Source organism: Pedobacter heparinus DSM 2366, from assembly GCF_000023825.1.
Lineage (GTDB): Bacteria > Bacteroidota > Bacteroidia > Sphingobacteriales > Sphingobacteriaceae > Pedobacter > Pedobacter heparinus.
Window position 1 is genome coordinate 3570971 of record NC_013061.1, and the last position, 16679, is coordinate 3587649.

At 40.0% G+C, this 16679-nt stretch carries 10 protein-coding genes; 2 read left to right on the forward strand and 8 right to left on the reverse strand.

Going from position 1 to position 16679, the window contains the following annotated elements; translation table 11 throughout:
- Positions 1–100: 100 nt before the first annotated feature.
- The 8 genes from PHEP_RS14805 to PHEP_RS14845 form a co-directional block, all read right to left on the reverse strand.
- On the reverse strand, positions 101–1963 hold the full coding sequence (locus tag PHEP_RS14805; RefSeq protein WP_015808793.1) for an FG-GAP-like repeat-containing protein: 1863 nt from the start codon (positions 1961–1963) through the stop codon (positions 101–103).
- 125 nt (positions 1964–2088) lie between these two features.
- Positions 2089–3327: a sugar MFS transporter gene (locus tag PHEP_RS14815; RefSeq protein WP_015808794.1), complete on the reverse strand. Its 1239-nt coding sequence runs from the start codon at positions 3325–3327 to the stop codon at positions 2089–2091.
- Between the two features lie 3 nt (positions 3328–3330).
- Positions 3331–4533: a n-acyl-d-glucosamine 2-epimerase gene (locus PHEP_RS14820; RefSeq protein ID WP_015808795.1), complete on the reverse strand. Its 1203-nt coding sequence runs from the start codon at positions 4531–4533 to the stop codon at positions 3331–3333.
- A gap of 26 nt (positions 4534–4559) precedes the next feature.
- Positions 4560–5384 (reverse strand): endonuclease/exonuclease/phosphatase family protein, encoded by an 825-nt coding sequence (locus tag PHEP_RS14825; RefSeq protein ID WP_049772321.1) that lies wholly within the window; start codon positions 5382–5384, stop codon positions 4560–4562.
- Positions 5385–5421: 37 nt separating this feature from the next.
- Positions 5422–7188: a RagB/SusD family nutrient uptake outer membrane protein gene (locus PHEP_RS14830; RefSeq protein ID WP_015808797.1), complete on the reverse strand. Its 1767-nt coding sequence runs from the start codon at positions 7186–7188 to the stop codon at positions 5422–5424.
- 31 nt (positions 7189–7219) lie between these two features.
- Entirely contained in the window at positions 7220–10453 is a 3234-nt protein-coding gene (locus PHEP_RS14835; protein WP_015808798.1) for a SusC/RagA family TonB-linked outer membrane protein, read from the reverse strand.
- 36 nt (positions 10454–10489) lie between these two features.
- Complete coding sequence (locus tag PHEP_RS21705; protein WP_015808799.1) at positions 10490–11692, reverse strand: DUF5689 domain-containing protein; 1203 nt, start codon at positions 11690–11692, stop codon at positions 10490–10492.
- A 35-nt stretch (positions 11693–11727) separates the two neighbouring features.
- Complete coding sequence (locus tag PHEP_RS14845; RefSeq protein ID WP_143715758.1) at positions 11728–13878, reverse strand: hypothetical protein; 2151 nt, start codon at positions 13876–13878, stop codon at positions 11728–11730.
- A gap of 224 nt (positions 13879–14102) precedes the next feature.
- Between PHEP_RS14845 and PHEP_RS14850 the strand changes: the two genes are divergently transcribed.
- Positions 14103–15320 carry an ROK family transcriptional regulator gene (locus tag PHEP_RS14850; RefSeq protein ID WP_015808802.1) on the forward strand — a complete coding sequence of 406 codons (1218 nt, stop codon included), beginning with the start codon at positions 14103–14105 and terminating at the stop codon, positions 15318–15320.
- 111 nt (positions 15321–15431) lie between these two features.
- Positions 15432–16658, forward strand: coding sequence for an ROK family transcriptional regulator (locus PHEP_RS14855; RefSeq protein WP_015808803.1), 1227 nt, complete (start codon positions 15432–15434; stop codon positions 16656–16658).
- Positions 16659–16679: the final 21 nt, after the last annotated feature.

Below are 16679 nucleotides of genomic sequence, written 5' to 3' on the forward strand. Positions count from 1 at the left end.
GTCCAACAGAAACAGGTCAATTATTCAATTATTAATTGACACCCATAATTTCGGTACCTAGAGGCTATAAACGGTTTCTAAACCAAATAAAAATATAATGCTATAATCCAAAAATATTAAAATCAAGAAGAATACCGTTGTGATCAGATGCAAATCTAGAACCTGAGAGTATATTCGGACAAACAGAATTTGTCCAACCTGCATTAAAAGGCCCAGGTCTCCAATTTGACACGTCAGGAATAGTATTATTTATGGAATCTTTCCATAAAATATAGTCAACGATGATACCGTTAGAAATTGCGTTCCAAGAGTGAAAAGAATAAGGACGAACTTCAGTACTATAATAATCTAACTTTTCTAAACCTGAATTGATCAGTGCCTGAATTGTATTGTTATAATGAGATTCCTGTCCAGGGGTAATGGTAACGCTTGAACCATGTCTATATCTATCTGTTATATTGAAGTCACCAACAATAGCGACTGGAGTAGTTTGAGTAAATGTTTGGTATCTTGTTATAATTTCTCCTACTTGCTGGACTCTTTCCGCTTCATCTAAACCAAGATGTGTATTAACAACCCAAACAAATTTGTTTTGCAGTAGAAATTTTTGTGCGATTGCCCCTCTTTTTTCTTTTGTGCCATACTGAGGATAATCCCACAATTGTAATTTGGTATATGCTATGTTACTTAGTGTACCAATTCCGTGAGTAGTTCCAGTTGGACTATAATATTCATAATCCCATGCTCCTCCCAGTTTAGTCTTAATTAAGTCTAAAATTGAAGGGTTAACCTCTTGTAAGCATATGATCCCGTATTGACCCGAAAACTCTGTGCTAAGTAAATTTGCAAGTTCTTCAAATGCGTCGTCCAGAAGGAGAAGCGGTTTAACGCAGCTGGATTGTAAATTGCAAAACAACATAAAAGATTCATCTAAATTTTTCCAGGTTGCGGCTCCACCAGAAGAGTATAAATATTCACCAGCATTTAAAGTGAATACATCTGTCTTTCCATCCCCATCCAAATCTCCAAATCGCACCTGGTCAATGGTTTCTGTATTTGCTTTTAAATTTATCCAGGCAGTAGTGCCACCCGAAGAATATTTCCATCGGACAGCATCTTTGCAAAAAACATCTGTTTTACCATCACCATCAAAATCTCCGAATCGTAAATCGGCAAAAGGGATGGTAGAATCAGTACCCAGATTTGCCCATGAGCTTGCACCGCCGGAGGAATATTTCCACTGACTACCAGTTTTAGTAAAAACATCTGTTTTACCGTCGCCATCAAAATCTCCAAATCGCACCTGATCAATGGTTTCTGTATTTGCTTTTAAATTTATCCAGGCAGTAGTGCCACCCGAAGAATATTTCCATCGGACAGCATCTTTGCAAAAAACATCTGTTTTACCGTCACCATCAAAATCTCCAAAACGTAAATCCGCAAAAGGAATAGTAGAATCTGTGGCCAGGTTTACCCAGGAACCTGTACCCCCCGAAGAATATTTCCATTGATTGCCAGTTTTAGTGAAAACATCCGTTATGCCATCGCCATTAAAATCTCCAAATCGTAAATTAGCAAGAGTGGTAGCATCGGATAATAAATCAATCCATCCATTTTCTGCTCCGGAAGAATATCTCCATTGACCAGAAAAAATTGAAAAAATATCAGTAATGCCATCGCCATTGAAATCTCCAAATTCTATATTGTTAAGTGCTGGATTGCTGTTCGCAAAACAACTACCGCTGTACAAACGACTAGCTCCTAAACCTACATTGAGTGTAAGCAATTTTACATTCAAAGAATTGATGATCATTAAATTTGATGATGATAAAATTTTATCTTTCGTTTTATCTGGAGACTTTAAATTATCATCAACTTTACTACAACCTATAAAAACAAATACCAAAATGAAAACTAAATACGGGCAATTAAAAATTCTAAAGAAATCTTTTACGTTTTTCATATTTTTTTGTTTAATTATCTACAAATTCATTTAGGATGCATTTGCGCAGGGGTATACTTTAGTACATAGATACATTTAGTATTGCCAAGCACATCATTTAACAAGTCGATATCAGGAAATAAAAATTAGCTTTTCTCTTTATAACCATTCAAACCATAAAAAACAATATACAGGTAACAGAGAACAGGAATAATAAATGCCAGTTGCCAGGAATAATGATCTTTGATCAGGCCCTGGGCAAAAGAGAGTACTGCTCCTCCTACTATTGCTGTAGACAGCAAGCCTGACGCCCTGGTAGTTTGGGCGCCTAACCCTTGTACTGATAAAGAAAATATCACCGCAAACATAATGGCATTACATAATCCAACCGCCACCATACACCATATAGCAAATACTCCTGAACTCATAACCGAGCATACAATCAGGGATGCGGCTAAAGCTGCAGCAATGGCCAACACTCTTGCCGGTTGGAAAAACTTCAAAAAATAAGCGCCTACAAATCTGCCCACCAGCATCCCACCCCAGTAAAAGGATAAGTACAAGTTTGCTGCATGCTCAGGAATAGCTAAAGTATCAGAAATGTAATTGGTTAAAAAGGTCCCGATAGAAACCTCTGCCCCAACATACATAAACAAGGCTATTACACCATATTTGAGGTTTCTGTAACTAAAAATAGGTTTTCTTTCCGTCCCGGTTTTAGCTGTACTGGAAACACTGGTAGTAATGGAAGGCAAATTAAGACGCCATACAAGTAAACCAATGGCTAAGAGGCCTGCCCCTATTAAAAGATAAGGTTTGATCAGGGCAGAACTGGAAGTATTGGATTCGTGCAGACGCGACAGGATAAAATGGGCACCGAATACAGGAGCGATAGTAGTTCCCATAGAGCCAATTCCCTGTACCAGTGTTAACCTTGATGCTGCTGTTTCAGGCTTGCCCAGAACAGTAATGTAAGGATTGGCTGCTACCTGCAGCAATACAATCCCAATAGCCACAATAAACAAAGCGGAAAGGAAGAGTGCGTATTGATGATAAATAGATGCCGGAAAGAATAAAAAGGCCCCTAAGGAAGCAATCATAAAGCCTGCGACCATTCCATTTTTATAACCAATCTTTTCTACAAGTTTTCCTGAAGGAATGGACATCAGTCCATAGGTAAGGAAAAAATAAAACTGTACCAGTGAAGACTGGGAATAGGTTAAGGTAAAGCCTTGTTTAAAAAACGGGACCAGTGTGTCGTTAAGGACAGTAATAAAACCCATCATAAAATACAGTACTGCCAGCGATATAAGTGCTGGAACATAACTACCTTTCTGGTGTTCTGTAGATACCTGGATATCGCCTGCTGATGATAAAAGTGCCATTGGTTACGAATTTATAAGATTTTCTGTTTCTATTTTTTTCTTTTGCTGAACTCTTTCCATCGTCTTCCAAAGTTGGAACAAACCTCTTGGAACATGGAAACAGCCCTTCCACTTGCCTCCTTTTAACGGCAATAAAATTTCTCCCTTACGGTTCAGGTAACCGTACCATTCACCAAACTCCTCATCTACAAAGTGCTCCCAGGTATATTCGTGCAGTTTTTCAAACCATTCCCAGCAACGCTCATCACCGGTATGCAGATACCCTTTCAACATAGTAATCATAGATTCAATATGTACCCACCATAATTTCTGATCCCACTCCAGTTGCTGTGGCGGGTTTCCTTTCACATCAAGGAAGTAAAAAATACCTCTGTTTTCTTTGTCCCATCCAAATTCCAGTATGGAAAGTGAAATGTCTACACATTTCCTGATCAGTGCGGTGTCGTTATTCCGTTCTGCAATGTCCATTACAAACCACATTGACTCCAGGCCATGACCGGGATTGATCAGACGACCTTCATAAGAATCGTTAAAATTGTTGTTCAGGTCAATATTTTCCAGGATTAATCCATATTCAGGTTTGTAAAATTTATTGACAACTGTATCTACACCATTTTTAAGTACATCTTCAACCAGGCTGCTATCCAGCAAGTGCTCAATTTCCAATACCAGGTTACACAGGATCATGGGCAGTGAGAAACCCTGTAAGTCTCTTGTACCGGGGTAGGCTTTGCTGTATTTCCCTTTCGGATTATTTTGTCTCTTCAGGATGTTATCAAAAGTTTCCCTTGCAATCTCAGCATAACTGCTATTACCGGTAGCTTTGCTCAGCTGGGCAAAGGCCATAGATGCAAAACAATCTGAAAAGATATTATAAGCCTGAACAAGTGGTTTTCCCTCTTTTGTAAGGGAAAAATACCAGTCTTTATTTTCATTACGACCATGTTTTATCAGAAAGGCTGCGCCATTTTCTGCAATTTCAAGCCATGCCGGATTCTTTTCTACATTCAGATAAAGCATAGAAAAGGTCCATACCTGCCTACATTGCAACCAGATAAATTTATCTGTATCATAAACTTCACCTTCTTTGCTGAGGCAGGTAAAGAAACCCCCATTTTCGTCATCGATTGAATTGTTTGCCCAGAAAGGGACTACATCGTCTAATAAATTTGATTTGTATAGCGCTATATATTCTGTTTCGCTCATTGTAAATAGGTATGTTGTGTTTTAATTTAATATTGAAGTTCGGCTATAATAGGTACATGGTCAGAAGCGTAACGTTCTGCTATAGTCTGATAACTTTTAATGCTGAAATAACCCGAGGCTTGTTTGTTCAGCAGGAGGTAATCGATCGTTGTGTTGGGATTGGTAGCAGGAAATGTACTCGGACAAGTGGTACAGCCCATAGTCATTTCGGTTTTAATGATGTTCCAGGTATCGCTGGTTGGAGGCATATTAAAATCGCCGCCTACAATCACCGGCGAATCTTTATAGGGCTGTATAGCTTTCAGCAATTCACGGGCATGGAGTTCACGATTACTTTCGGCAAGATGGTCAAAATGTGTAGATACAAAATAGATCCTTTTGCCATTAGGCAATTCCACCTGAATGATACCCACCACCCTCAACTCGGCACCTGTACCTGCATTTACAGGTAAAGAATAGCGTGAACTGGTTTTGATAGGGAACTTAGATAAAATGGCTACCCCATACTCTCCGTTAGAGCGATCCAACGCTTTGGCAAAATAATAGTTCATTCCGGTCAGTTCGGCCAATTTTTTCGCCTGATCAAGGTCAATACCCGAACGTGTAGTGAACTTATCTACTTCCTGCAAGGCTACCAGATCAGGGTTCCCCTGCTTAATGGCATTTGCTGTAGCTTCCAGTTTAACTACGCCAGCAGCTTCTGAAGGTGGATTACCAATGTGGATATTGTAAGACATCACCCTCAAAGTCTCTTTGGACGTTTCAGGCTCTGTTTTATTTTCTTTACTCTTTGAGCAGGATGTACCAATCAGCAGGGCTGCAACAGCAAATGCTTTAATTGTATTTTTCATAGAATATAAATTTGATTTGTTCATAGCTGTTTATAAATTACCAGTCAGGGTTTTGCCCCAACGCAGGATTCATCAAACGGTCACTTTCCGGAATAGGATACAGGTAAAATTTATCTTGCCAAACCCTAGGAGTAGTAACCAGCCATTTGATCTCCCCTTTATCGCCCTCAGACAATACCATAGCATTTGGACGGCCGCTGACGGTTTCAGCAACATTCATATAAGTTACCCCGGGTACCTGGCTATTAGGTAGTGTTCTATAAAAGGCAACATCCATTACGCCGTCTTTATTCAGGTCTAATGGGGTATTCAATGCCGGAACATACATACCATTCCATGTCTTTTCTATCAGCTTTCCACTTTTCCAGCGTACCAGGTCATAAAATCTGAATCCTTCCAATGCAAGTTCAATTCCACGTTCCCTCCTGATTTCCAGAATAGAAGGGTCAGTAATACCAGGGAAATATTCTGCCATTAAATAAGGATCGGCAAGTGTTGGCTTGGTAGCCGTATTTTGTGTAATGCCTGCCCTCCTTCTTAGTGCCCCTATTGTTGTATTCCAGTCTGTATCAGATAATGTACCCAATTCGGCCTTTGCTTCTGCATAATTTAACAGCACCTCTGCATATCTGAATATCGGGATGATGTTATTGTTCATACTTCCACTATCGTAAAAAGTATCGTCCAGTACCCATTTAGTAGGTTGATAACCTGTATAAGTATAAGAGAAAAGTGGTGGTGAAACCAGCAGGTTTCCACCATTAATCCTATTGTAACTTTTTGTGCGAATAGTTTGTTCCAGTCGTTTATCCCTGTTTTCTACTTCATCAGCAAAAATCATGGTTTTGTAGCCGGCCTTATTGGTAAAGGGTGTTCCGTCTATATTTAAGTAAGTGTTGATAAATGACCTGGTAAAACTGGCCCTGTCACCATAAGTAGCGCTGGTATAATACCAGTTGGCATCATGGAAAATCCCAAGTGCATCACTATAGATATTGGCCAGCATCACTTCAGATGCTATTGGCGCTTTGCTTACAAACAGTTCACGGTAGGGTTTCGAGTCCGCACCACCGATATAAAGTGAAAACTTATTCTGATCCATAACAATCTTGGCGGCAGTTGCAGCTTCAGTTAACCAATTGGCTGCCGTTTGTTGTAAGCCATAATTGGTATGATATTTACGAAAAGTTCCTTCAAACAAACAAACCCTCGATTTAAATGCGTAGGCAACGAATTTGGTAATCATTGATCTGGAGCCATCTTCTGTAGTGCGGATATGCTGCGTAGCATAATCAAGGTCTCTGAGTACAGAATCCATCACCAATACACGTGAATCACGACCTTTCATCATTTCAGGATCATTCACTTCAAAAGTCCGGTTGATCCAAGGCACATCACCAAAGCGCTTTACTTTTGCAAAATAAAACCAGGCTCTAAAAAATCTGGCCAAGCCATTGTAATGTTCCCTCACTTCCTTAGGGATAGAAGTATTGACATTGTTCTCCAGGAAATAATTGATATTTCTAAGATCTGTCCATGTCCATCCTGTGCTTTGACGCGGCCCATAAGCACCATCCCTAATGAAATCAGGAACATCCTTGCGGGCGATATAATCAGACATGTTATCTCCCCTGAGGATGTCTGTATAAGTTGGAAGTAAGGTATAAAATGAGGTGGCATACAGTTCCAGTCCTTTTTCGCTCTGGAACACGGCCTCTTTGCCCACTGTTGATTTTGGTTGCTGGTCCAGTTTACTGCATGCAAACAAAACTGCCAGTATGGAAACAAAAAATATTCTTTTCATCTTTTTATATGATTAATGAGCTAATGACCTGTTAAAATGTAATCGATAAACCCAGAGAATAGCTTTTCATCATCGGGTAGTTAAATCCGTCACCCTGATTAGAGTCTGCCAGATCCTGGTCAGAATCACCTGTATTTTCGACATCAATATCTTTAGTGATCTTATGCATCGGCGAATAGGTAAATAGATTTTCGCCCGAGAAATAAATGCTTGCTTTAGCTGCACGGAACTTTGAACTGATACTAGCCGGCAGCGTATAACCAACCTGGATGTTTTTCAACCTTACATAAGCTATGTTCTGCAGGTAGCGGGTCTGTACTTCACGCAGGGTACCACCGGCAGCCCATGCCAGGTATCCGGTATATCTTGGGAAATAAGCATCAGGATTGTTTTCCGACCAGATGTTGCCGATCTGTGATGCAGGTGGATGACCATAAGGCGCGTTATACTGTCCCCAGAAAGTATTTGCACCACGACTTGGATACCAGCTTTGTTTTCCTACCCCCTGGAAGAAACCACTTACAAAGAAGTTGTTCCAGTCGGCACCTAAACTGAGCCCGAAGCGGTAACGTGGCTGGTCGTTACCAATAATCACACGATCGCCGGGCTTGTTCGCAGTATTGTCGCCATAATCAATTACGCCATCGTTATTGATGTCTTTGAATTTGATATCGCCGATTCGCCACGCACCTGTTGCAGTAGAACTGAACAGGCTTTGGTCGGCAGATCTTCTGATGTCATCAGCAGAAGTAAAAAAACCTTCTGTAACATATCCCCAGATTTCGCCCAGGCGTTGTCCTTCATAATAATCATCCAACCTTTTGTTCGGGTTGTTGTATTTCAGAATGGTAGAAATGTTGTCAGAAACTACGGCTTTTACACTATAGTTGAATGGCTTGTTTTTCAATGTAAAATGATCATTCCAGCTAACAGAAAGTTCCCATCCCTTGGTTTCCATATCTGCATAGTTTCCACGCGGAGAAGCTGCACCAAACACTGCAGGCTGCTCCACACCCGGTGTAAACATGTCTACTGTTTTCCTGATGTAGGCATCTCCCGAAATCGAAAGCCTGTTCTTTAACATGGACAGGTCAAGTCCGATATTGCTTGTTGTAGCTGTTTCCCAGGTAAGTCCATCAGGAATCACACTTGGATTACGTGTATAAGCAGGCTGCACGCCATTGATTACCCTTGGCAAAGTATTTAGCGTCAATAACTCCTGGAATACATAAGAGTTGATGTTACCATTACCCAATGAACCATACGATGCACGCACCTTAAAATCTGAAATGAGGTCTTTATTTACTTTCCAGAAAGGTTCTGAAGATATCCTCCAGCCTGCCGAGATAGAAGGGAAGAATGCATAGCGCTCATTTGACGGAAATTTAGAAGACCCATCATAGCGTCCGTTGATTTCTATCAGGTAACGTTTGTCATACGCATAATTAAACCTGAAAAATCCACCACTGATATTCCACTGCTCATAACCACCGGTAGCAGCGATAGACTGGCCAAGGGCAAGATTTAAATCTTCTGCATCTTCATAGATCAGGCCATTTCTTTCTGCTCCTACCCTTTTATAAGTACTCAATTCATAATTGAATCCGGCTAATGCTTTAAAATCATGCTTATTATTGAACGTTTTTTCGTATTCGCCATAGATATTGGTATTGATATATTGCGTTTCCCTGAAAATTTCCCGGATATCGTTATAATTGGTACCCAGGTACTGAATTACGCCCGGCACCCGGCTATAAGGTACCGGAACACGAACACGGGTTTCATTATTCAGGGTATTCTGAAAAGTAAAATCTCCTTTGATGCGAAGTGTATTGTTAAAGAATTTAGTGGCAAAATTGGTGGAGTTTCTTAAAACACGGCGGTCATAGTCCATTCCGTTTTTTCCATACCAGTAATCGCCAACGGTGTAAGCAGCAGAATGGGTAAGTGTACCATCAGGATTAAACATAGGTGCCATAGGCGGACCTTCAGCAACCATATTTCTCCAGATTCCTCCACCCTCACCAACATTCATCGGAGTATGATACTGCACACTCGAAAAATCGATATTGTTACCCAGGGTTAACCACGGATAAAGCTCAATAGACCCTTTTGCACGCAGGTTGTACATTTTGTAATCGTCAGAATTGTACCTGAATAATCCTGGTTGGTCAAGGTATCTTCCAGTGACATAAAAACTGGTCTTGTTGCTGCTTCCCGAGACAGAAATGTTTTGGTCAAGTGAATAAGTATGGTCTTTATAAAGGTCATCCATCCAGTTGTGGTTTTCATAATAAACATACTCTCCGGTTACAGGATCAACAGCAGTTTTAGGAAGAGAAGAATCTAATGAACGCTTCCTCAATTCTTCCAGGTATTCAGGAGAAAAACGAAGTGTCTTGTTTACGTTTTGCGGCGTACTGGCATAATTGTTCCAGCTTGAGAATGCTTCGTTAAACATAGAAGCCCATTGGTATCCATCAGTTACAAAATTGGGCACCGTAGTTGGGTTCTTAATCGCATAATTACTTGAGTAATTGATTTCAGTACGGTCTTTAACTGGCTTTTTAGTAGTGATGAGTACCACTCCAAACGCACCACGCGCACCATAAATAGAGGCTGAAGCAGCATCTTTAAGAATAGACACTGTTTCAATATCATGTGGGTTCAACAAAGCAGGATTACCTTCTACCCCATCAATAAGTACCAATGCACTACCACCCTGACCTACAGATGTTGCCCCACGAATGTTAAAAGCAGGTGACTGATTGGGCTTGCCATCAGCCGGTGTAAGGTTTAAATTGGGCATGGCACCTTGTAAACCCTGGGCAAGGTTAGTGATCGGCCTATTTTTGAAAACATCTGCCGTCACCTGGTCTACTGCTCCGGTCAGGTTCTCCTTCTTTTGTGTACCATAACCGACTACAATCACTTCGTTTAAGTTGTTGTTTTCTTCTTCGAGCACCACTGTAAAGGTACCCTGATTCTGGAAAGCAATGGTTTGTGGCTTCATGCCGATGTAAGCATACACCAGCTCACCCGCCACTGCCGGTACTTTAATCGAAAACTGGCCATCACTAAGCGTCATGGTAGAAGTTTTGGTTCCCTTTAATAAAATACTGGCCCCGGGTAATGGCTGCTTGTCGGCTGTAAGTACTTTACCCGTTATGGTCCATTCGCGCTGAACGGTTTGCTGGGCCTTTACTTTCTGGAAAAAAAAGCAAAATACAGCAGCAACAAATAAGATATAGTTGTTCAATTTCATTTTAATTCGTTTTGTTAGCGATTTTTATAGCTGTAATTAGAATAGGAACAGGATGTCGTCAATATTGATACGTGGCTTGTTCTTATTGGTAAATGGTAGGGAAGAGTTCACGATCCTGAACCTTACATTTTCGCCGAACCCTGCATTTACCGGTATGGTGTTCGTTTTAAGTACTGCCGATTTGATATCTACCTCTATCTGCTCAAGTAAAGTATACGTGTTTCCCCCATCCCTTGAAATTTCAACATTTAAAGTAGTAGGATTAACATTACCTGTTTCGGCAGCGGCCGGATAAATGCCATGCGAAATTTTCAGACTTTTTACCGCTTTCAGATCAAAAGTCATTGCAAGTATACCTTTCCTGGTATTGTTGTCAACCGTACCCTGCAAACGAATGCTTTGCAAGCCGGTTTTCAGATCTGCAGAAGTGTTGGCTGTAATACCTCCATCTACAATCCAGGCCCCTGTTTTGAATGTTAAGGTTTTCAGGTCATAAACTGAACTGGATGCAGCTTCAAAATCTTCAAGCAATTCTTTCAGACCTACCTGTATATCATCCAGGTTTCTGGGATTGATGAAGAATTTTTCATCCTGAATTCTCAGAATACCAGTATAGGCTTGCACAAAATCTGGTGCCTGATTGGCGCTGAATGCTGCAGCAGGAAAGATATTGGAATATACGGTACCCACACCATCTTCCAATGTAAATTCTCCTGACAACAATCCAGCATTGCCACCTGAAAGCTCTACCTTTTCCAGTTTTACCAGAACAGGTCCCCAATAGCGGGCATTGATCAGTAGTGTAGGAAGATTGGTAACTTTAGGGGTTAATGTAACTGTTTTTCCGGTCAGTTTAACCTGAGTACTTTTTAATTTGGTGATGACAAGCTCCCCTTTGATTATAACTGGGCTTGTACCGGAAAGATCAATCTGGATTTCAGCGCCTAAAGGATATTGATCTGCACCAGATTCCATTTGCAAAATTACTGCGGCATCTTTTCCTTCTTCCTGTACAATAATTTCCCCATTGCTGATGTTCTTTTGCTGTGCATCGGAAATGACAATCCCTTTAAGGCTTGTAGTGCCAAAAACCATGTTTTCTTTCAAGATAACCTTGCGCAGTCCTGCGATGGTTTGCGGTTGTGAAAGCACATTTTCCGGAATATTGACTTTATCTTTGCAAGACCAGAAGCTCACAATAATCAACAGGAAAACACTTAATGTAAATGTTCTTTTCATAAATTATTCTGTTTGTTTAGTTTGTTGGATTGTATTTATTTCTCGTTTAACATGGTCTTTATGCAACCTTGGGCCAATGTTTTAAATTGGGCAGAACTGTAACTGAGTTTAGAATTGTCCCAAAGGTTTTCCTGTTTCGACTTATGGATCAAGCCAGTAATAATCCAACTTTGTGTCCAACCGGTCAGCGTACCCCATGGCCCCCATCCTGAATCTGCATTTGATGCCCAGTAATCCCATCTTTTATAATCGAAAGCCCTAAACCAGGCACCATCTAAATCTTTATGTGTTGGGCTGTTTACCTGTGCACGTAACATAAAATCCGATATCTGTGCTGTTGCAGTAGCATATTTTGATTCTCCGGTAGCTGCTGCAGCCTCATTTAAACTAAAAAATGCAAAGTTGAGTGTATATAAAAGATCGGTAACGGAATCTCCATTTGTAGAGATTAAAGGAGCTTCTTTAGACCCATATTCTGCATTTGAAGCAATACGTTCATACCTTCCTAAGCCGGTTTTACCTAATTTCTCTGTTATTGCGCCATTTTTGGTCAGGTCCTGCAACAGTTTATCACAAACAAAACTTAGCCATTCTCTGTGTTGAGCTGTATTTTCAACTCTGACTAACCAGGCTAGGGGTAGGATCATCCTTGTATATTCCTGCTGGATGCCATTGGTCCACCTCCAGTCAGGATATTTCTTCATGGTAATTGCAATCGCCTCTTTTGCTTTCTTTAGCAAAGGTTCATACCCCGTTTTATCATAAAACCATAAATAACAAGCCCATAGCCATGCTTCATAATGTGGATGTACATTCACAATCTCCCGGTTACCTAAAGCTTTCCAGCTTGTCTTTTGCATGGCAGCATCTCTAAACCAGGGTCCCCTGAATCCATTTTTACCTGCTGTCCTGAAATTACCAAGAATACCTTCTACAATATATTTGTCCCAGTTTGCAGATTGCAGGTTTACCGAAGCTCCAATTGCCGCTAGTATGGTTCGCGCATTATCATCACCATAATAAGCATCCGGGTCTGTAGTTGCCCAGCCAATTAATCCAAATGAAGGACTTGAAGGATCATTTCTTTCACCAGAACGTAAATTTGACACTTTAAATAAATGGTCGAGCAAATTTGCAGCTGTCTGACTATATTTTTTATTTGATAATGTTTTTGCTGAAGATGATAAAGCATAAGCCACTTCGGCCTGACAATCGGCCCTGAGCCACCAGCGGACAGGCTGCGAACCATCCGCATTAATAAATGAAGAATGCCCTTCCAGAATACCCAGCTTCCCATCACCTATAGCTGCATTCTTTTCAATTGGTGGATAAACTACTTTTACACCATCTTTTGAGGTTCTTCTCAAAAAAGTATCCTGCCAGCTTGGATGAATCAGCAAACGCGAATTATAAAACCAATCAGTTCCCCTACGGATGCCTTTTTTGAGTGCATCTTTAGGTAAAACTGCGGCTGCTGAATAGCTTGGAGCCAAATCTTTGACCCAATTGCGCTCCAGGTTACCTACAGGTAATGCTATACCCATTTCATTCATAATGAAATCCCACACTTTTATCCACGAGACTGCAGGGCCAAAACGTGAAGAAATAGCATCACTTAATTTGGTTGTACCTATAATGAACTGATCATATTTAAAGAGAAGCGGATAAGTTTTCACATCTGAGATACCAAAATCAGCTTTATCATATCCTGCCACCTTTCCTAACAATACAAAAGGTTTTGTGGCCTTGGTAACTACATAATAATGATCCGTTAATCCCAGTAAATCTAATGAGTCGAGCCCCTTGATTTTACTGGTATTTACAATGCCACGCTCCAGTTTAATGTAATTCAGTACTGGACTGAAAGTCATTCCGGGAATTTCCTGTGGGAATTCAATATAAACTTTAAGTTTCTTATCCCGGATGGCCTGCACAGACTCCTGACTGATCGCAACACGCTGGCTAGGATATCCCTCAGCAAACAACAATACTGCAGCATTTAACTGCGCCTTTTTAACAGCTTCATCAGCATTTTCAGAAATCGAAAATTTAAGTTTACTCGCAGAAAGTACTTTAACCATATCATTCTTCTGTGATCCTGCTATATATAAACCACATGTTTTTTCCTGAGCGAAGGAGAGCGAAACAATAAACAGTAATACCGATACAAATAAAGCTTTTACCATACGTTTCTTTTTTTTGCTAATTAACATATATTTTATTTACAATTCAAATCTTTTTAATATTTTTTATTAAATAGCTATAATATTAATGATTTTATTACAATCAATAAGAAACTAAAACCCTATTGGCACTTGAATTATAGTAAATAAGGTAAATTTTAATACCTTTATAAAAAAAAATAAAATCTTCATAAACCATATCTTATTTTTGACCGATAATACCCTGTATGATAACAACTTTTGAAGCACAAAATGAACAGTTAAGCGGAATGGCTTATAAAAACATTAGCGTCAAAAAAATAATAATTTCTTACCTGGCAGAAAAGGGACACGCAACAATAGCTGATCTGTGTAGAGAAATGAATCTGAGCATCCCTAAAGTAACCACATCGGTTACCATGCTGATTACTGAAGGAGTAGTAAAGGATTTTGGTAAAGTGGGCTCTACCGGGGGCCGAAGGCCAAACATATATGGCTTGGTACCCGATTCGGGATTCTTTCTTGGCGTAGACGTTAAACATCAGCACATCAATATCGGTCTGATCGACCTGCAGAAAGTAATCATTAAAATAACCAAATATATACCTTACCAGCTCATTAATAATAAAGATGCGCTTTATGAACTTTGCCGACTGATCAAAGAATTCATTTACAATACCTCGATTCCAAAGTACAAAATATTAGGACTTGGAATTAATCTTTCTGGACGAATCAATCATGAAACGGGATACAGTTATAACTTTTTTAATTTTTACGAAGACCCCCTAAGCACAATTCTTGAAAAAGAACTTGGAATTAAAACAATGGTTGAAAATGACTCAAGAGCCATGGCCTATGGCGAATTTAGCGCCGGAGTAGTAAAAGAAGAAGAAGATGTATTGTTCTTGAACCTTGATTATGGGATAGGCATGGGCATCATGCTGAATAAAAAATTGTATTATGGAAAATCCGGCTTTGCCGGTGAATTGGGACATGTTCCTTTACTTAACAACGAGATCATTTGTCAATGTGGAAAAAAAGGCTGTCTGGAAACAGAAGCCTCTGGCCAGGGATTGATCAGAATGTTTAAGACAAGAGTAGAAGCCGGTTCCACAACAACCATCGACAAGAACAAACTAGGCCAGCTACAGGTGCAGGATATTATCAGGGCAGCAAACAATGATGATGTACTTTCTATAGAGCTACTGGCCAAAATGGGTGAAATACTTGGCAGAGGGATAGCCATGTTAATCAATATCTTTAACCCGGAACTTATTGTATTAGGCGGATTATTGGCAGAGACCGGAGAATATATCCAATTGCCCATCAAAAGTGCGGTAAACAAATATTCTTTAAGTCTCATGAACAATGATACCAAACTAAAATTATCTAAATTGGGTGAAGAAGCTGGTGTGATAGGCAGCTGTCTGCTGATCAGAAATAAATTACTGGAACATTCATCCTAATCCAAAGCTGGATCGGAACAAAATGATTCTGTATATTATAAATAAATAAGCTTTATTTGCAAGATAATACAAATATATACTAAGAAATTTTAAAGACGATTTGCAATAAAAATGGGAAAAACCTTTTTCGAAGAACTCAACAGCGAAAATGTAACTGGTGTAGCCTATAAGAATGTCAGTCTGAAAAAATATGTAATCAGCTATTTTGCCAATATAGGCAATGCAACTATTGCAGACCTTTGTAAAGAACTGAACCTGAGCGCACCTAAGATCACCAACCTCTTGAGCGACCTTATCGCAGACGGCCTGATAAAGGATTACGGCAAAGTTGAGTCTACAGGGGGCCGCAAACCCAACTTATATGGCTTGGTGCCTGACTCTGCCTTTTTTATTGGCGTGGATATTAAACAGAACCATATCAATATCGGGCTGTCAAATCTTCAAAAAAACCTGATTAGAATAACTGAAAAAATCCCTTATCATCTTGATAACAATAAAGAGTCGCTGGAAGCCTTATGTAAACTGATAAACGACTTTATCGGTGAGCTCACCATCCCTAAAGAGAAACTACTTGGACTTGGTATAAACCTTTCCGGCAGAATCAATTATGCAACAGGATATAGCTACAGTTTCTTTTATTTTAATGAAGAGCCCTTGAGCAAAATCATTGAGTCAAAAATTGGCATCCGTGTTTTCCTGGAGAACGACTCAAAATCCATGGCTTACGGAGAGTTTTCGGCAGGAGTTGTTGAGGCAGAAAAAAATGTACTGTTCCTTAACCTGGATCATGGTATTGGTTTAGGTATATTGGTAAACGGACAACTGTACTATGGCAAATCGGGCTACTCAGGTGAATTTGGACACATTCCAATGTTTGACAACGAAATCATCTGCCGCTGTGGTAAAAAAGGCTGCCTGGAAACCGAAGCATCAGGATGGGCATTAACGAGAATGTTTAAAGAACGCCTATCTGAGGGCTCCTCTTCTATCTTGTCTCAAAATAATACCGATACCGAAGATTTAAAAATGGAAGACATCATTAATGCAGCCATTCATGATGATGTGCTGGCAATAGAACTGATCGCGAAGATTGGAGATAATCTAGGTCGTGGTATTGCCTTGCTGATCAACCTGTTTAATCCTGAACTGGTCATTTTAGGGGGAAGCCTTGCGGCTACAGAAGAATACATCAGACTGCCAATCAAAAGTGCGATCAACAAGTATTCGTTAAGCCTGGTAAACCAGGATACAAATTTAAAAATGTCGAAATTAGGTGAAAGAGCCGGGATTATTGGGGCATGTTTACTGGTACGCAACCGTCTGCTGTCACTCAGTTAGAAAGTAACCCTATATCTTTGT